Source organism: Bacteroides sp. AF39-16AC (assembly GCF_003602735.1).
GTDB classification, from domain to species: Bacteria; Bacteroidota; Bacteroidia; order Bacteroidales; family Bacteroidaceae; genus Bacteroides; species Bacteroides uniformis.
On sequence record NZ_QTLN01000011.1, the window covers coordinates 51369 to 68797 of the forward strand.

The following is a 17429-nucleotide window of genomic DNA, read 5'->3' on the forward strand; positions in this document are numbered from 1 at the left end:
AATGGATGTGGGTTATGGTTTCCTTAGAATATAAATCTTGTGTGTTCCTCGTCCTTTGTAGTCGATGCCCGATTCGGGATTGGCTATCCATTCGCGCAACTCGCGGGAGGCGGCGGACTTCAATAAGCCGGTCAGTTGGCAATAGTCGGCTTGGGTCATGAAGCTGTTCTTTTCCAGGTATTTTTTTGCCCGTTCCAGCCGTTCCTGCGGAGAAAACACTTGTGAGGAGCGTTGGAATTTGTCGGTGGAACGTTTCAGGTGGCAATGGCGAGCGGTACGGTACAGTAGTTCTTTGTCCACCTTGAAATGTATGTCCTTCAGGCAGATACTGACGGCGTTTCGCTTGGTGTCTCCTTCTTCGCCCGTCTCCCGTTCACGGTCTTGCCGCAGACCGAGGGCAGGGGTGAATACTCCTAAGTTGTCAATCTTCACGGAGTAACCTTGCCCCATTTGGTAGGCTATTTCGTCGGTGATGGCTTGCATCAGTCCGATGATGTCTCCTCGTGTGAAGGATGAGCCGTATGCTATCTTTTCGGTGATGGTTTCCAAGTTCACCTGCCCGTATAGTTTCATTCGTGGGTAGAGGATGCGTTTGCCGTCTTCTCCCGGCAGGTTCAGTTCCTGCATGTTGTATTCTGCCATGATGGTAGCGTTGTTATGAGGTTCGTTTGTTTATTGGGGCTTACAGAGTTTGTCCCAAGGTTGCGGATGTGTATGCCAAGGTTGGGGATTTCTATCCCAAGGCTTGGGATAGACAAACCAAGGGCGAAGGTAATTCTTTATCTCTATACTTGCAAACTTTACTATTAGTAGTTAGGAAGTTTTTTATTGGTAGTCGGGAAGTTTTTTGTTATAGGTTTGAGAGAGGAATTGAAAAAAACGTTATCTTTGTTACATAAGAGAAGTGCATGAATGATGAACAAAACTAAAATTAAGCGATATATGAAATATTATCCGGACTTATTATTGTTGTTTACCTTATTGTCCGTTACCACAATGATTAAAGCACAAATATCGATAAGACCTTATAGCGAATGGGAAGCAACCCAGTTTGTTGCAGTGAACGGACATCAGCCCGAAGACTATGTAACGCCAGATAATAATTGGGAAATACTATACAATTTACGGACTCCACGTACTCAAGCCGAACTTCGTGAAATGGGTATTAAATGCTCTGATAGCCAATTATTGTTATTGGAAGTAGGTGGACTTGTCAGTAAAACAAAAGGAAAATGGAAAGCTACTATACCCATTCTCGACAAAGAACAGACCAATTCTCTAAGAAGCTTAAGTAAGGAGATTGCTGAATCCATGTATGTCAAAACAAAGGCAGACTTTATATCATTGGCACAAACTATCAGTGAAATGGGATTCAAGAACAATGTACTCTCACTTGTTTTTTCATACCTTCTGGATGGAAAAATGTGGACAAAGTTAGTCTTGTTTGAGGATGTTGACAATTATACAAGCTGGAGTGGCTGTTACTGGGTATTATACGAATCAAGAAATGGCTTTGCATGCGGTACGAATGGTTTCGGAGAACAGAATTTGATTTTGACTTACATCAATAGCGGCATTGCTCCTGACAACGACATTATGGACCATTGTGCTGATGAAATAGCACAGTTCGGAAAAGTAACAGATGCCAAACTCGTTTCTCAGTTAAAACCTTATGGGCTGGTAGATGATAATGGAGATGTATTATTTCCTATTATAAAGAAACGGCAAGACCGCTTTCATCAAATAACTGAAAAATTGGTAAACTCTATCAGTGCGGAACTAAAGAATAATTGTGGCTCCTTAGCAAGCCAATATGGTATTGACAATGAAAAAGTGGCAATGGTGATGCTGTACCATGAAGTCATGTGGGATTTGGTAGATAATCTGATTCAAGATAGGATAATCTTCACTCCAGCTATTTTCAAAGGTGAGGAATCGAATAGAGAACGATTGAATGAAGTCGTTTTCTTCATAGAAGGAGGATTAATGCAATAATAATTCGATAGAGAAAAGGACATTTGACTTTGAAGAGTTTTCTGTAAATGTATTTCAAGTGCATAGAAAATAGCCAATTAAAAATAAAGAATTATGTACGAATGGGCCAATGAAATGAACTGTGCCGTAACTGTATGCGACACAAAGGGAATCATCCTATATATGAACGAGAAAGCATGCCGTACGTTTGCCAAACACGGTGACCTGATAGGCAAGAATCTCTTTGATTGCCACAACCCGCAATCGCAAGCCAAGATACGCGAACTGCTGGAGACGGGGGGAGTGAATGCCTACACCATTGAGAAGAACGGTGTCAGGAAAATGATTTATCAGACGGCATGGAAGCAGGACGGAGTGGTCGGTGGCCTGGTGGAGATTTCGATGGAAATACCCGGAGAGATGCCACACTATATGAGAAAATAACAAAATGATATATGATATGAAAACACTTTCTAATTCAGAACTGACAATTAAAGTTTCACCGCATGGAGCCGAGTTATGCAGTATCTTGCATGATGGAAAAGAATATCTTTGGCAGGCAGACCCCGCTTTTTGGAAACGGCATTCTCCGGTGCTTTTTCCCATTGTAGGTAGCGTTTGGGAGAATGAATACCGCCACGAAGGCGTTTCCTACGCATTGACGCAACACGGTTTTGCCCGCGATATGGATTTTGAATTGATGCTTGAACTGGAAGATGAAGTGCGTTATCGACTGGTTGACAGTGAGGAAACACGCAAGAAATATCCTTTCCCGTTTTGCCTTGAGATAGGCTATCGGATAGAGGGAAAGAAGATTGAAGTGCTTTGGAAAGTCATCAATACCGGAACACGCGAAATGCACTTCCAGATAGGGGCCCATCCGGCTTTCTATTACCCGGACTATGATGCGGAGACAACGGACCGTGGATATTTCGGCTTTGATAAGACGGAAGGTTTGCACTATATCCTTATCTCCGAGAAAGGATGTGCCGCTCCGGATAAGGAATATTTGCTTGAGTTGACAGATGGCCTGCTGCCTTTGGACATCCACTCCTTTGATAAAGATGCCCTGATTCTGGAAAACAGTCAAGTGAAAGAAGTTACATTATATAATAAGGAGAAGAAGCCCTATCTCAGTCTGTATTTCGACACTTCGGTGGTGGGGTTGTGGTCGCCTCCGGCCAAGAATGCTCCGTTTGTCTGCATCGAGCCGTGGTACGGGCGTTGTGACCGTGCCCATTATAAGGGCGAATATAAGGATAAGGACTGGATGCAGCACTTGGCGCCGGGAGGAGTCTTTAAAGGTGGGTATACAATTGATATAAGATAAAAAATGAAGAAGGATACTGAAAATAATTCGGTATCCTTTTTATTTGGAGAATGCAATGTCATTATCTTTGCGCCCGGTAAAAAATATAGGTTGTTTTTTAAGGTATGAAGAAGAGTCTTATTGCATTGGCGTTCGGCACATTGGGGCTGGGGATTGCCGAATTTACGATGATGGGTATTTTGCCCTATGTGGCTACTGATTTGGGAATCAGCATTCCCGTGGCCGGTCATTTCATTTCTGCGTATGCGTTGGGTGTTTGTTTTGGTGCGCCCATGCTGCTCCTGGCCCGTAAACGCCCGTTGAAGCAGATTCTGCTGGTCTTGATGGCATTAATGATTGTGGGTAATATTTGTGCGTCTATGGCACCCGATTATTGGGTCTTGCTGTTGGGACGTTTTGTTTCCGGACTTCCTCATGGCGCTTATTTTGGGGTGGCTTCCATTGTTGCGGGAAAATTGGCTGATAAGGGGAAAAGCTCGGAGGCGGTTTCAATTATGATAGCGGGAATGACTGTGGCCAATCTGTTTGGGGTGCCGTTGGGTACTTCGTTGAGCCATACACTGTCTTGGCGTGCCACGTTTCTGCTGGTAGGTGCCTGGGGATTGATAACATTGTACTACATTTGGCGTTGGGTACCGCAGGTCGAAGGACTGAAAGACACGGGATTTAAAGGACAGTTCCGTTTTTTGAAGAAGCCGGCGCCGTGGCTCATATTGGGAGCTACGGCTTTGGGCAACGGTGGCGTATTCTGCTGGTATAGCTACATCACCCCGTTGCTGACCGAGGTTTCCGGTTTTAGTGCGGAAAGCATTACAGCGCTGATGGTACTGGCAGGATTCGGAATGGTTGCCGGCAATCTGGTCAGTGGGCGCATGTCCGACCGGTACACTCCGGGGAAGGTAGGTACGGTGGTGCAAGGGATGATATGTGTTATTTTATTATTGATATTTTTACTCTCGCCCCATCCGTGGTGTTCGGCAATATTGATGACACTCTGTACGGCAGGTTTGTTTGCCGTCTCCAGTCCGGAGCAGGTGTTGATGATTCGTGTGGCCCCTGGAGGAGAAATGTTGGGAGGCGCTTGTGTGCAGATGGCCTTCAATTTGGGGAATGCTATCGGAGCCTATATCGGAGGTCTTGCCTTGAGTGGAGGATACCGTTATCCCGCATTGGCAGGCGTACCGTTTGCACTGATGGGATTTATTTTATTCCTTGTCTTCTACAAGAAATTCCAGGATAAGTATTAAGTGTTTCATTTTTTTTGTGTATGTTTGTCCGCAAGTATTAACTAAACTCGATAACTTATGAAGACTTTGAATTATGTGAAGATATTGCTGTTGTGTGTATTTACGATTGGGCTGGCGTCTTGTGGGGATGATGTGTATTATACTATGCAGAATAGTGACGACAAATTGTGTGAAAGAACATGGGTTGAAGATTACGAAAGTGATGGTGTTGTGACTGGTGCGTATCAACTAAGATTTTATAAGAAAGATAACAAGGGGCAGGAAGTATCCACAACTTACACTACGGACGGTAAAGTGACTTATGATCGGGAGTTTAATTGGCGTTGGACAGATGATAGCAAAGAGACTTTGAAGTTGACTTTTGCAGATGGTAAAGTGAAATACTTTGAGAATGTATGGGTGCGTGACCATTATCTTTCCGGTAAGATAGAAGGAAAAGTTGTGATGTTGACAGATGCAAATTATATAAATAAATAAAGGTTATGAAGTTTTTGGTGCAGTTGTTCTTACTGTCTGTCCTATGTATAGGCTTGTCTTCTTGTGAAGACGATCAAGATGTAGTGGATTCTACTATTATCGGTCGTTCATGGACAGGCGATGTAGGCATGTTGGATGACTTTGGTATGTCGGTGATTAGTACATTTTCTTTCGGGGCAGATGGTTTCGGAGAAGAAGTTCAACGTTATCGCAATGGGGAATATTATGATTCATTCCGTTTTCAATGGTGGTGGGAAGATAGTTATAGTAGAAATCTTGTATTAGATTATGGCAGATATGGTGGCATTTCTTATATGGATGATGTCAGAGTCAGTGGTAATCAGCTATGGGGTACATTCTTCTTTTCGGATGATTCTCCGGGTTTTAATTTCACATTATACATGGAATAAAAAATAGGATTATTTGTATGTTCCCTATACTCATTGTATAGGGAACATTTTTTATAAGAAATCTTCTATTTATTCTTCAAAACCAATTTCTTGAACTCTCCCGGATAAGGTGTTTCAAACCGCATCAGCTCTCCCGTGACGGGATGATAGAAACAGAGTTTGAAAGCATGCAGGGCCAAGCGTCCGATAGGATTTACGTCTTCCAGTCCATAGCGTCCGTCGCCGATAATGGGATGCCCCAAATCCTGCATGTGTACACGTATCTGGTTTTTTCGTCCCGTTTCCAGGTTCAGTTCAACGAGAGAGTATCCATTGGCTCGTTTGATGGTACGGTAATGCGTAATGGATTCTTGCCCTCCATCATCTGTCGGGCTGGAGTATACATACAGCTTACGGTCTGTCAACCAAGAAACCACGGTTCCTGCATCTTTTTCCATCTCGCTGACCACTACGGCTACGTATCGCCGGTCTGTTACAATGTCATGCCAGTTATCGCGTAGTGTACGTTGGGTCTTCTCGTCTTTGGCAAACATCATCAAGCCGGAGGTGTCACGGTCTAGGCGGTGCACGATGTGTACACGGTGCTGCTTGCCCGAGCGTTGCACGTATTCATTCAAGATGGTATAGGCGGTACGTTCCTTTTGCCGGTCAGTGTTGACGGACAGCAAACCCTGCATCTTCTCTATCACGATGATATAGGCATCCTCGTATACAATCTTCATCAGTTTATGGTTGAACTCTTTACGTCCCTTCTCACGGCTGATTTGTACTTTCATACCCGGTTTCAGGGGAAAATTGTATTGTGTAGTGATAACGCTGTCCACATATATAATGCGTTTGCTCAGCAATGATTTCAACTTGGTGCGGCTGGCGTCCGGCATTTTAGCTGCCAGAAACTCCATGAGCTCCATCGGTTCCTTCACCATGTAGTCCGTATATTGTGTGCGGGCTCTTGCTGTAATTTTTTCTTTTGCCACGACTGGTTTTAATTTACGATTAGACAATTTACAATTTACGATTGAAAACTACTTGGACTTTCAATCTTTTAATTCCAATAATACTACGTTTTCCACATGGTGGGTGTGCGGGAACATGTCTACCGGTTGAACGGCCTTCACTTTATATTTCGCATCGAGCAGTTGCAGGTCGCGCGCCTGCGTAGCCGGATTACAGCTGACGTATACGATGCGTTTGGGTTCGGCAAACAGAATGACATCCACTACATCCTGGTGCATTCCGGCACGGGGAGGGTCGGTGATGATGACATCGGGACGGCCGTATTGGTTGATGAAGTCTTGTGTCAGCATGTCTTTCATATCTCCGGCAAAGAACAATGTATTTTTAATTCCGTTAATCTCGGCATTGACCTTGGCGTCTTCAATGGCTTCGGGCACATATTCTATGCCGATTACCTGGCGTGCGTGCTTGGATACGAAATTGGCAATGGTACCCGTGCCGGTATAAAGGTCATAAACAAGCTCGTTACCGGTCAGTCCGGCAAAGTTGCGCGCTACTTTGTAGAGGTTGTAGGCTTGTTCGGAGTTGGTCTGATAGAAAGATTTGGGACCTACCTTGAAGCGCAGTCCCTCCATTTCCTCGAAGATGTGGTCTTTTCCCTTGAAGGTGTGTACCTCGAGGTCGGTGATGGTATCGTTGCACTTATTATTAATAATGTATAGCAGGGAAGTGATTTCGGGGAATGTATCTGCTATGTATTGCAGCATTTGCTTGAACAGAGCCATTTCCTCCTCTTTCTCTATCTTGCAGATGAGGATTACCATCAGTTCGCCGGTGGTAGAGGTACGCACAATCATATTGCGTAGCATTCCTTCATGCGTACGCAGGTTGATGAAGGAATAGTTGTGCTGGTAGGCATAGTCGCGTACCGCATTGCGGATGCGGTTGGATATATCGTCCTGCAACCAGCACTTTTCTATGGCAAGCACTTTATCGAAAGCATTGGGAATATGGAAGCCTACGGCATTCATCTGTTCGTACACTACATTCTGCTGAACCTCTTCTGTCGTCAGCCAACGTTTGTTGGAAAAAGTGTACTCCAGTTTATTCCGGTAGAACTGAGTTTTTTCTGAACCTAATATCGGAGAGATTTCCGGCAATTCGATTTTGCCGATGCGGGTGAGGTTGTCCGTTACTTGTTTTTGCTTATACTTGATTTGCTCGGAATAGGGGAGAACCTGCCATTTACAACCGCCGCATACACCATAATGTTGGCAGAATGGAACTGCCCGTACTGCCGAATATTCATGGAATTTCACAGCCTCGGCTTCAGCATAATGATGCTTTTTTCTCTTAATTTGCAGGTCAACTACATCGCCGGGGACGACATATGGTACGAAAATCACCAAATCATTGACTTTTGCGATGGCTTTTCCTTCGGCAGCCACATCCGTAATTGTCACCTTCTCCAGTAGGGGAAGTTCTTTTCTCTTTCTTGCCACTTTTACACCAATCTAATAAATTCTTCGGCAAAAATAGACATTTTTTCGGGATTTCTCTCTATGAAATGAAATATTAAAGATTGCAATGTCGAAATTGCATTTTAGCATAAAGTTTTTTCTGAAAAAGTTTTCTAGTCTGCGAAATATACTTAGATTTGCGAACAGAAAAGAGAAATCACTATCAAAAACTTTAAATTTATATTATGGACAAAAAAAGAGTTTATACCTTTGGTAACGGCCAGGCAGAAGGAAAGGCCGATATGAGAAACCTTTTGGGTGGGAAAGGTGCTAACCTTGCAGAAATGAACCTTATAGGGGTTCCGGTTCCTCCGGGCTTTACAATAACGACAGAAGTTTGTACGGAATATTATGAAATGGGGCAGGATAAAGTCGTTGCTCTGTTGAAGAACGAAGTTGAACAGGCCATTGCCCATGTGGAGACGCTGATGCGTTCCAAATTCGGTGATGTGGAGAATCCGTTGCTGGTTTCCGTTCGTTCGGGTGCACGCGCTTCCATGCCGGGCATGATGGACACTATCCTGAATCTTGGCTTGAATGACGAAGTGGTGGAAGGCCTGACGCGTAAGACGGGCAATGCACGCTTTGCATGGGACTCTTACCGTCGTTTCGTGCAGATGTATGGCGACGTGGTGCTGGGTATGAAGCCGGTGAACAAGGAAGATGTAGACCCGTTCGAGGCTATTATAGAAGATGTGAAACATGCTAAAGGCGTGAAGCTGGATAACGAGCTTGAGGTGGAAGACCTTAAGGAACTCGTGAAGAAGTTCAAGGCTGCGGTGAAAGAACAAACCGGAAAAGACTTCCCGACTTGTGCCTACGAGCAGTTGTGGGGTGCCGTTTGTGCCGTATTCAACTCCTGGATGAACGAACGCGCCATCTTGTATCGTAAGATGGAGGGAATTCCTGACGAATGGGGTACTGCCGTAAGCGTTCAGGCTATGGTATTCGGTAATATGGGCGAGAGCTCTGCTACGGGTGTTTGCTTCAGCCGCGATGCTGCTACCGGTGAAGACCTTTTCAACGGTGAGTATTTGATTAATGCACAAGGCGAAGACGTGGTTGCCGGTATCCGTACTCCGCAACAGATTACAAAAATCGGTTCTCAACGTTGGGCTGAATTGGCCGGTGTAAGCGAAGAAGAACGTGCCAGCAAGTATCCTTCCATGGAGGAGGCTATGCCGGAAATCTATAAAGAATTGGATGCTTTGCAGACGAAGCTCGAAAACCACTACCGTGATATGCAGGATATGGAGTTTACCGTACAAGAGGGTAAACTCTGGTTTCTCCAGACCCGTAATGGTAAGCGTACCGGTGCCGCTATGGTGAAGATTGCCGTAGATTTGCTGCATCAAGGTATGATTGACGAAAAAACCGCATTGATGCGTTGCGAGCCCAATAAGTTGGACGAATTGCTCCACCCGGTATTTGACAAGACAGCGCTGAAGCAAGCCAAGGTATTGACCCGTGGTCTTCCCGCTTCTCCGGGTGCCGCTACGGGACAAATCGTATTCTTTGCCGATGATGCTGCCGAATGGCATGCTGCCGGCAAGCGTGTGGTGATGGTACGTATCGAGACTTCTCCGGAAGATTTGGCAGGTATGGCAGTTGCCGAAGGTATCCTGACTGCCCGCGGTGGTATGACTTCGCATGCGGCAGTGGTTGCCCGTGGTATGGGTAAGTGCTGTGTGTCCGGTGCAGGTGCCTTGAACATCGACTACAAGGCGCGTACAGTGGAAGTGGATGGTGTACTGTTGAAAGAAGGTGACTATATCTCCTTGAACGGAAGCACCGGTGAAGTATATAAAGACAAGGTGGAGACAAAAGCGGCTGAGCTGTCCGGTGACTTTGCGGAACTGATGGATTTGGCAGACAAATATACGAAGCTGCAGGTTCGTACCAATGCGGATACTCCTCATGATGCCGCAGTAGCACGTAATTTTGGCGCTGTGGGTATCGGTCTTTGCCGTACGGAACACATGTTCTTTGAAGGCGAGAAGATTAAAGCCATGCGCGAGATGATTCTGGCAGAAAATGCAGAAGGGCGCCGCAAGGCTTTGGCTAAGATTCTTCCCTACCAGCAAGCTGACTTCAAGGGAATTTTCAAGGCAATGGAAGGCTGTCCGGTGACGGTGCGTCTGCTTGATCCTCCTTTGCATGAGTTTGTTCCCCATGACCTGAAGGGACAGCAGGAAATGGCAGATACGATGGGCGTGAGCCTCCAGTATATCCAGCAACGTGTTGAGGCACTTTGTGAGCATAATCCGATGTTGGGTCATCGTGGTTGCCGTTTGGGAAATACATATCCTGAAATTACACAGATGCAGACGCGTGCCATCCTGGGTGCTGCTTTGGAATTGAAGAAGGAAGGTGTTGAAACCCATCCTGAAATCATGGTGCCTCTGACCGGTATCTTGTATGAGTTCAAGCAGCAGGAAGAAGTGATTCGTGCTGAGGCTGCCCAGTTGTTTGAAGAAGTGGGTGACAGCATCGACTTCAAGGTAGGTACAATGATTGAGATTCCGCGTGCCGCCTTGACTGCCGACCGCATTGCTTCCTCTGCCGAGTTCTTCTCATTCGGTACGAACGACTTGACTCAGATGACATTTGGTTATTCACGCGACGATATCGCTTCCTTCCTCCCGATTTATCTGGAGAAGAAGATTCTGAAAGTAGACCCGTTCCAGGTACTCGACCAGAATGGTGTAGGACAGTTGGTGCGCATGGCTACTGAAAAGGGACGTGCTATCCGTCCGGATTTGAAGTGCGGTATCTGCGGCGAACATGGCGGTGAGCCTTCTTCTGTGAAGTTCTGCCACAAAGTTGGCTTGAATTATGTCAGCTGTTCTCCGTTCCGTGTGCCTATTGCACGTCTGGCTGCGGCGCAGGCTGCCATTGAAGGCTGATTTCAATAATACTGAATAATGACATTTATGGGCTGCATGCTTTACTTGGTAATGGCATGCGGCCTATTTTGTTGGAAAAAACTGTAGTTTCTATTAATTTATTTGTATTTTCTTTAGTATATTTGCTTCCCATAATTTTATAGTTTCCAATAAGCAAGCAAAAAACGATGATATTGACAATTACGGCAGCATACGATGTTTGGACGAATGACTTCTATCAGAATAATGAAGCATTGGTATATAGTTTTGGGATAATTGTCATTCTGCTTTTGGTCATCATGATAATCATTTCCATCAGCAAGAGCAAAAGGTTGAAGACGTTGCAGCGCATCAATGAGGTTGCCGAAGAATCCAACCAGCTGAAGAATGCTTTCATCGCTAATATGACTCACGAAATTCGTACTCCTTTGAATGCCATTGTAGGCTTTACAACTATGCTTGCCGAAATGGATAATTTGGACAGAGAAACCCGTATGGCTTTTCTGAAGGAGATTAATGATAACAAGGACTCGCTGCTGCAACTGGTCAATGACTTGCTGGACTATTCGAAGATTGAGGCAAATACTCTGGAATATAACGATGGAGAAGTGGATGTAAACGCGCTGATTGATGAAGTCTGTACGACGGAGAATATGCGCTCGCATCCCACGGGCATTCAGGTGGAGTTTGTAGAACGGCTGCCTCAATGCCGTTTGGTGGTAGACCGCGTGCGTTTTGCCCAAGTCATAGGTAACTTGGTGAGGAACGCCTTGAAGTTTACGGAGATGGGCAGTGTGAAAATCGGTTGCAGGAGATTGAGCAACCATAACTTCTATTTTTATGTGGCAGATACAGGCTGTGGTATCGATGAAGTGGGAAGACATGCCATCTTTGAACGGTTTGTGAAGATGAACTACAATATCAAAGGTACGGGGTTGGGGCTTTCCATCACCAAATCTATTGTGGAGCACTATGGGGGAGGTATCGGTGTGGAGTCTAAGAAAGGGGAAGGCTCCACCTTCTATTTCACGTTGCCTGCCGGTATTGAATACAAAGAGTACGGTAAATTTTGATTTGCCAGTCCAAGAAGGCTCAATCAGCCATTTTCTTCAACTTCTTGAAGTGGCGGATTACTTCCAGATAATCGCGGTCGGTGCAGGCATTGAATTTATTCCATAAGTCACCCATTACAACGGCACCACCGAATCCGTAATCCTTAATCTCCAGTATGTTGTCGGGAGTAATGCCTCCCAAAGCCATGACTCTACTGTCTATGACCTTACTTTTTCCTGCTTGCCGCAACTCTTCGGCTGTGAAGCCGGACGTGACTCCGGACTTTGTGATGCAATTATATATCGGGCTTAGGAACAGATAGTCATAGAAATGCTTCTTGTTCTGCACTTCGTCCAGTGAATGGCAGGTGCAACTGATGTGACCCGAATAGTCATGGGGCTCTTTGGGATTGCGGGTGTTTAGATGAATCCCCATCAGGCTGAACTCTTCCTGCAGGTAGAAGTGCTCATGGGTAATGATGCGCTTATGGTATTTTGCGGGTATCAGCGTTAAAAGCCGTTCTGAATACATGGCGGGAGTTTCCGGCTTCCTCAGATGTAGAATATCCAGCCCCTCTTCGAATAGTGCCGTGATAATCTTGTCTTCTTCCACAAAAAATGTGGGTGCTGTTACTACGATGAGTTTCATTTCTTTTGTTTAACTTTTAAGTTTAGCAAAGTTAATGAATACTTATGGTAGAAGCCAAAGAATTTCTTTAAAATATGTTAGATGGCTATTTTAAACAAGAAAACGCATTCTTGAACCTTAGTTGCTCAAGAATGCGTCATTAACATGTTTAGTGGGACCTTGTTGCTTATTTCAGTCTTTTACCTACTACATCCCAGTCGATGATGCTCCACAGTTCGTTCACATGGTCGGCACGGCGGTTCTGGTAATCAAGATAGTAGGCATGTTCCCACACGTCGAATCCGAGTAGCGGAACAAGACCGGCGCGTACCGGATTGCTACCGTTGGCTTCTTTGGTGATGTGGAGTTTGCCGTTCTTGTCGGCAGACAACCAAGCCCATCCGGAGCCGAACAAGCCGACAGCTGCCGCGTTGAATTCCTTCTTGAAATTCTCAAAGCTGCCGAAGTCGCGTTTGATGGCTTCTGCCAGCTTGCCGGTAGGCTCGCTGTGGGCAGGCTTCGGAGCAAACTGTAAGAAGTATAATGTGTGGTTCAACACTTGTCCTGCATTGTTGAAGATGGCACCGTCCGGTGCTGTGGCAACAATGGTTACCAGGTCTTTGCCTTCAAATTCCGTTCCCGGAACGAGGTTGTTGAGGTTGTTCACGTAGGTTTGCAGATGTTTACCGTAGTGGTAATCTATGGTTTGCTGACTGATTACAGGTTCCAGTGCATTGTTGGTGTAGGGAAGTTTTGGCATTTCGTAAGTCATAACTGTTATCATTAAAATCGTTAATATTGTATTCATAAGTTTCAATTATTTAATTTTGGAACTTTACTATATAAACACTATAACCTATAGAAATGTTCGTACGTCTCCGAAGCTTTTTTTATCTTTGCCTCCGTAAAAACAAAGGAAGAAAAAATATCATCATTTTAAGATTATACGGATATGCCCGATTATATAGAGGAACTGAACGAAGGACAACGGAACGCGGTGTTATACAATGACGGTCCGTCACTGGTGATAGCCGGTGCCGGTTCGGGAAAGACGCGCGTGCTGACCTACAAGATTGCTTATCTGCTGGAGAATGGCTACCAGCCTTGGAACATTCTGGCATTGACCTTTACCAACAAGGCGGCGCGCGAAATGAAGGAGCGTATAGCCCGTCAGGTGGGGCCGGAGAGGGCGCGCCATCTGTGGATGGGAACCTTTCACTCCATGTTCCTGCGCATTCTGCATGTCGAGGCCGGGCATATCGGCTTCACTTCGCAGTTTACCATTTACGATACGGCAGACAGTAAAAGCTTGATACGTTCCATTATCAAGGAAATGGGGCTGGATGAGAAAGTGTACAAGCCGGGGATGGTGCAGGCGCGTATCTCGAATGCCAAGAATCATCTGGTTTCTCCGGCAGGCTATGCCAACAACAAGGAGGCTTACGAAGGAGACCGTGCAGCCAAGGTTCCGGCGCTTCGCGACATCTACCAGAGATATTGGGAGCGTTGCCGGCAGGCAGATGCGATGGACTTCGACGATTTGCTGTTCTACACATTCCTGCTGTTCCGGGACCACCCCGAGGTGTTGGCGCGTTATCAGGACCAGTTCCGTTACATTCTGGTAGATGAGTATCAGGATACCAATTTTGCACAGCACAGCATTGTGCTGCAACTTGCCAAGAACCATCAGCATGTCTGTGTGGTGGGGGATGATGCACAGAGTATCTACTCCTTCCGTGGTGCTGATATTGACAATATTCTCTACTTTACGAAAGTATATCCCGATACGAAGGTCTTCAAGCTGGAGCAGAATTACCGTTCCACCCAGACCATTGTCCGCGCGGCCAACAGCCTGATAGAAAAGAACCAGTGGCAGATACGCAAGGAAGTGTTCTCGGAAAAGGAGAAGGGAGAGGCCATCGGTGTGTACCAGGCATACAGTGACGTGGAAGAAGGGGATATTGTGGTGAATAAGATAGCTGAACTGCGGCGTGAAAAGCGCTATGCCTACTCTGATTTTGCGATACTCTACCGTACCAATGCGCAGAGCCGTATTTTTGAGGAAGCCATGCGCAAACGCAGTATGCCTTACCGTATTTACGGAGGTTTGTCGTTCTATCAACGCAAGGAAATCAAAGATGTTATCGCTTACTTCCGTCTGATAGTGAATCCCAATGATGAAGAGGCTTTCAAACGTATTATCAATTATCCTGCACGGGGTATCGGAGATACGACAGTGGGAAAAATCATTGCTGCCGCCACCGGGCACAATGTCAGTTTGTGGACCGTGCTTTGTGAGCCGTTGGCGTATGGCTTGAACTTCAATAAAGGTACGGTGGGAAAGTTGCAGGCATTCCGCGAACTTATATCTGCCTTTATCACAGATGTTGCGGAGAAGAATGCCTACGAGATTGGTGCTGACATTATTCGCCAATCGGGCATCATCAATGATGTGTGTCAAGACAGCTCTCCCGAGAATCTGAGCCGTAAGGAGAATATAGAGGAGCTGGTGAACGGTATGAGTGATTTTTGCGCCCAACGGCAGGAGGAAGGAAACCCTAACGTGTTGTTGGGTGACTTCCTTTCGGAAGTTTCCCTTCTTACCGACCAGGATTCGGATAAGGATGGGGACGATGAGAAGATAACCCTGATGACTGTACATTCGGCCAAGGGATTGGAGTTCAAGAATGTGTTTGTAGTGGGGATGGAGGAGAATCTTTTTCCCAGCAGCATGGTGGGTGACTCTCCCCGGGCATTGGAGGAAGAACGGCGGCTGTTCTATGTAGCCATCACACGTGCCGAAGAACACTGTTTCCTATCGTATGCAAAGACGCGTTTCCGGTACGGCAAGATGGAGTTTGGCAGTCCCAGCCGTTTTCTGAAGGATATAGACGTACGGTTCCTGCGCCTGCCTCAGGATGCGGGAATGTTCCGCAGGGTAGAGGAGGAAGCTGCCGTTTTCCGCAGGGAGAACGCCAGAGGCTTTGCGCCTGATAAGGAAGATGCTCCGTATGGAGGAAAAGAGCGTGTGTCTGTACGGCCGAAGCAGCAGATTATTGCGCCGACCGTTCCACGTAACCTGAAACGGGTGGCGCCTTCTGCAAATACGGCAAGTACATCGCCTTCTGCCGGCGCGTCTGCCAACCGTGTACAGCAGGGACAACTGATAGAGCACGAACGTTTCGGCCTGGGTGAAGTTTTGAAAGTGGAGGGCGAAGGAGACAATGCGAAAGCCACCATCCGCTTCAAGAATGCGGGAGACAAACAACTTTTGCTGCGCTTCGCGCGTTTCAAAGTTATAGGGTGATGAATATTGTTTACAAAAGAATGACTTTGCAGAAGGGCGGCATCTGTTTTACTAAATATTCCCCGGAGAATTACTAAAATGAGGAGGACGATTTAGTAAAACTTCGGAGAAGATTTACTAAATCGTTGGAGAGGGCTTGTCAACCCCTTGTGGCGTGTTTATTAGGATGGAATCATAAATGGTAAAAAAAATATATATAAAATGACAAATAAAGACTTTTCCCTTTTCCCTTCTCCCTGCTATATTATGGAAGAAGGATTGCTGAGAAAGAACCTCGCACTGATAAAAAGTGTGGCCGACCGCGCAGGTGTGGAGATAATCCTCGCTTTCAAATCATTTGCCATGTGGCGTTCCTTTCCCATTTTCAGGGAGTATATAGACCACTCTACGGCAAGTTCTGTCTACGAAGCCCGTCTGGCATTGGAGGAGTTCGGAAGTAAGGCACATACGTACTCGCCTGCCTATACCGAGGCCGATTTTCCGGAGATAATGCGGTGCAGCAGCCATATTACTTTCAATTCGCTTTCGCAGTTCCACCGCTTTTATCCGGTAGTGGTGGCGGAGGGAAGCGGCATTTCCTGCGGTATCCGTATCAATCCTGAATACTCTGAGGTGGAAACGGAGCTTTATAATCCCTGCGCACCCGGTACCCGCTTCGGTGTAATGGCCGACCAGCTTCCCGAAGAACTTCCGGCGGGTATTGAAGGTTTTCACTGTCATTGTCACTGCGAGTCTTCTTCCTACGAGCTGGAACACACATTGGAGCACTTGGAAGGAAAATTCTCCCGCTGGTTCTCACAGATTAAGTGGTTGAATTTAGGAGGCGGGCATCTGATGACGCGTAAGGATTATGATGTAGAGCATCTTGTCCGTCTGTTGCAGGGCTTGAAGGGGCGCTATCCACATCTTCAAATCATTCTTGAGCCCGGTTCCGCTTTTACTTGGCAGACCGGTGTGCTGAGCTCGGAGATAGTGGACATCGTGGAAAACCGCGGCATTCGTACCGCCATTCTCAACGTTAGCTTTACGTGCCACATGCCGGATTGTCTGGAGATGCCCTATCAGCCTGCAGTGCGTGGAGCGGAGATGGGCGATGCGGGCCCTTACGTCTATCGCCTTGGAGGAAACTCCTGCTTGAGCGGCGACTATATGGGACTGTGGAGTTTCGACCATGAGCTGCAGATAGGGGAGAGAATCGTCTTTGAGGACATGATACATTACACCACTGTAAAGACGAATATGTTCAATGGAATTCACCATCCGGCCATTGCAATGTGGACAAAAGAAGGAAAAGCTGAAGTTTTCAAGCAATTTTCTTATGAAGATTATCGTGGGCGAATGAGTTGATAATCAAAAGTCTGCTTGTATGCCTGGCGAAAATGTACACTTTTCTGTGTGAAAAAAGTCTGCGGAATGTTTGCAGGTTTAAGGAAAATATCTACCTTTGCATCCGCAATCGCGGAAATAGCTCAGTTGGTAGAGCATAACCTTGCCAAGGTTAGGGTCGCGAGTTCGAGTCTCGTTTTCCGCTCAACGCAGTTTAGATTGCAATTGCCTATGCCCAGGTGGCGGAATTGGTAGACGCGCACGTTTCAGGTGCGTGTGTCGAGAGGCATGCAGGTTCGAGTCCTGTTCTGGGCAC

At 46.2% G+C, this 17429-nt stretch carries 15 protein-coding genes and 2 tRNA genes; 12 read left to right on the forward strand and 5 right to left on the reverse strand.

All coding sequences use genetic code 11. The features are described from left to right. Positions 1 to 12: 12 nt before the first annotated feature. Complete coding sequence (locus DW039_RS10900) at positions 13 to 642, reverse strand: HU family DNA-binding protein (protein WP_120381942.1); 630 nt, start codon at positions 640 to 642, stop codon at positions 13 to 15. Between the two features lie 270 nt (positions 643 to 912). On the opposite strand from DW039_RS10900, the gene DW039_RS10910 reads away from it, so the two are divergent. From DW039_RS10910 to DW039_RS10935, 6 genes are all read left to right on the forward strand, one after another. Continuing rightward, a complete protein-coding gene (locus DW039_RS10910) occupies positions 913 to 1995 on the forward strand; it encodes a hypothetical protein (protein ID WP_120381943.1) in 1083 nt (360 codons plus the stop codon). A gap of 93 nt (positions 1996 to 2088) precedes the next feature. After that, the gene (locus DW039_RS10915) at positions 2089 to 2418 is read left to right on the forward strand and encodes a PAS domain-containing protein (protein ID WP_035448305.1); all 330 of its coding nucleotides are present in this window, start codon (positions 2089 to 2091) and stop codon (positions 2416 to 2418) included. Between the two features lie 16 nt (positions 2419 to 2434). After that, complete coding sequence (locus tag DW039_RS10920; RefSeq protein ID WP_120381958.1) at positions 2435 to 3304, forward strand: aldose 1-epimerase family protein; 870 nt, start codon at positions 2435 to 2437, stop codon at positions 3302 to 3304. Between the two features lie 104 nt (positions 3305 to 3408). After that, a complete protein-coding gene (gene araJ / locus DW039_RS10925; RefSeq protein WP_120381944.1) occupies positions 3409 to 4551 on the forward strand; it encodes an MFS transporter AraJ in 1143 nt (380 codons plus the stop codon). 57 nt (positions 4552 to 4608) lie between these two features. Continuing rightward, the gene (locus tag DW039_RS10930) at positions 4609 to 5028 is read left to right on the forward strand and encodes a hypothetical protein (protein WP_117703950.1); all 420 of its coding nucleotides are present in this window, start codon (positions 4609 to 4611) and stop codon (positions 5026 to 5028) included. 5 nt (positions 5029 to 5033) lie between these two features. After that, positions 5034 to 5438 (forward strand): hypothetical protein, encoded by a 405-nt coding sequence (locus tag DW039_RS10935; RefSeq protein WP_117878188.1) that lies wholly within the window; start codon positions 5034 to 5036, stop codon positions 5436 to 5438. Between the two features lie 65 nt (positions 5439 to 5503). On the opposite strand, the gene DW039_RS10940 is transcribed toward DW039_RS10935, so the two are convergent. After that, entirely contained in the window at positions 5504 to 6415 is a 912-nt protein-coding gene (locus DW039_RS10940; RefSeq protein WP_120381945.1) for an RluA family pseudouridine synthase, read from the reverse strand. A 60-nt stretch (positions 6416 to 6475) separates the two neighbouring features. Beyond that, a complete protein-coding gene (gene rlmD, locus DW039_RS10945; RefSeq protein WP_008663284.1) occupies positions 6476 to 7897 on the reverse strand; it encodes a 23S rRNA (uracil(1939)-C(5))-methyltransferase RlmD in 1422 nt (473 codons plus the stop codon). Between the two features lie 203 nt (positions 7898 to 8100). On the opposite strand from rlmD, the gene ppdK reads away from it, so the two are divergent. Together ppdK and DW039_RS10955 are read left to right on the forward strand one after the other, a co-directional pair. Continuing rightward, the gene (ppdK, locus tag DW039_RS10950; protein ID WP_005828357.1) at positions 8101 to 10821 is read left to right on the forward strand and encodes a pyruvate, phosphate dikinase; all 2721 of its coding nucleotides are present in this window, start codon (positions 8101 to 8103) and stop codon (positions 10819 to 10821) included. A gap of 167 nt (positions 10822 to 10988) precedes the next feature. Further along, complete coding sequence (locus DW039_RS10955) at positions 10989 to 11873, forward strand: sensor histidine kinase KdpD (RefSeq protein ID WP_005828359.1); 885 nt, start codon at positions 10989 to 10991, stop codon at positions 11871 to 11873. 19 nt (positions 11874 to 11892) lie between these two features. On the opposite strand, the gene DW039_RS10960 is transcribed toward DW039_RS10955, so the two are convergent. Beyond that, complete coding sequence (locus DW039_RS10960; protein ID WP_035448311.1) at positions 11893 to 12501, reverse strand: thiamine phosphate synthase; 609 nt, start codon at positions 12499 to 12501, stop codon at positions 11893 to 11895. A gap of 166 nt (positions 12502 to 12667) precedes the next feature. Then, positions 12668 to 13288, reverse strand: coding sequence for a superoxide dismutase (locus DW039_RS10965; RefSeq protein WP_005828364.1), 621 nt, complete (start codon positions 13286 to 13288; stop codon positions 12668 to 12670). A gap of 144 nt (positions 13289 to 13432) precedes the next feature. On the opposite strand from DW039_RS10965, the gene DW039_RS10970 reads away from it, so the two are divergent. The 4 genes from DW039_RS10970 to DW039_RS10990 all read left to right on the forward strand — a co-directional run bounded on the left by DW039_RS10970 (position 13433) and on the right by DW039_RS10990 (position 17428). Next, complete coding sequence (locus tag DW039_RS10970) at positions 13433 to 15787, forward strand: ATP-dependent helicase (protein WP_117703948.1); 2355 nt, start codon at positions 13433 to 13435, stop codon at positions 15785 to 15787. Positions 15788 to 15988: 201 nt separating this feature from the next. Next, positions 15989 to 17134, forward strand: coding sequence for a carboxynorspermidine decarboxylase (gene nspC / locus DW039_RS10975; protein ID WP_035448315.1), 1146 nt, complete (start codon positions 15989 to 15991; stop codon positions 17132 to 17134). A gap of 111 nt (positions 17135 to 17245) precedes the next feature. Then, positions 17246 to 17318: transfer RNA gene (locus tag DW039_RS10985), tRNA-Gly, on the forward strand. 28 nt (positions 17319 to 17346) lie between these two features. After that, positions 17347 to 17428, forward strand: a tRNA-Leu gene (locus tag DW039_RS10990). Position 17429: the final 1 nt, after the last annotated feature.

Bases quoted from the DNA above. Each gene is read 5' to 3' on its own strand.
- DW039_RS10965 (WP_005828364.1), bottom strand. From the start codon at position 13,288: ATGAATACAATATTAACGATTTTAATGATAACAGTTATGACTTACGAA.
- nspC (WP_035448315.1), top strand. From the start codon at position 15,989: ATGACAAATAAAGACTTTTCCCTTTTCCCTTCTCCCTGCTATATTATG.
- DW039_RS10930 (WP_117703950.1), top strand. From the start codon at position 4,609: ATGAAGACTTTGAATTATGTGAAGATATTGCTGTTGTGTGTATTTACG.
- DW039_RS10915 (WP_035448305.1), top strand. From the start codon at position 2,089: ATGTACGAATGGGCCAATGAAATGAACTGTGCCGTAACTGTATGCGAC.
- DW039_RS10960 (WP_035448311.1), bottom strand. From the start codon at position 12,501: ATGAAACTCATCGTAGTAACAGCACCCACATTTTTTGTGGAAGAAGAC.
- DW039_RS10955 (WP_005828359.1), top strand. From the start codon at position 10,989: ATGATATTGACAATTACGGCAGCATACGATGTTTGGACGAATGACTTC.
- DW039_RS10900 (WP_120381942.1), bottom strand. From the start codon at position 642: ATGGCAGAATACAACATGCAGGAACTGAACCTGCCGGGAGAAGACGGC.
- ppdK (WP_005828357.1), top strand. From the start codon at position 8,101: ATGGACAAAAAAAGAGTTTATACCTTTGGTAACGGCCAGGCAGAAGGA.
- DW039_RS10910 (WP_120381943.1), top strand. From the start codon at position 913: ATGATGAACAAAACTAAAATTAAGCGATATATGAAATATTATCCGGAC.
- DW039_RS10920 (WP_120381958.1), top strand. From the start codon at position 2,435: ATGAAAACACTTTCTAATTCAGAACTGACAATTAAAGTTTCACCGCAT.
- araJ (WP_120381944.1), top strand. From the start codon at position 3,409: ATGAAGAAGAGTCTTATTGCATTGGCGTTCGGCACATTGGGGCTGGGG.
- DW039_RS10970 (WP_117703948.1), top strand. From the start codon at position 13,433: ATGCCCGATTATATAGAGGAACTGAACGAAGGACAACGGAACGCGGTG.
- DW039_RS10935 (WP_117878188.1), top strand. From the start codon at position 5,034: ATGAAGTTTTTGGTGCAGTTGTTCTTACTGTCTGTCCTATGTATAGGC.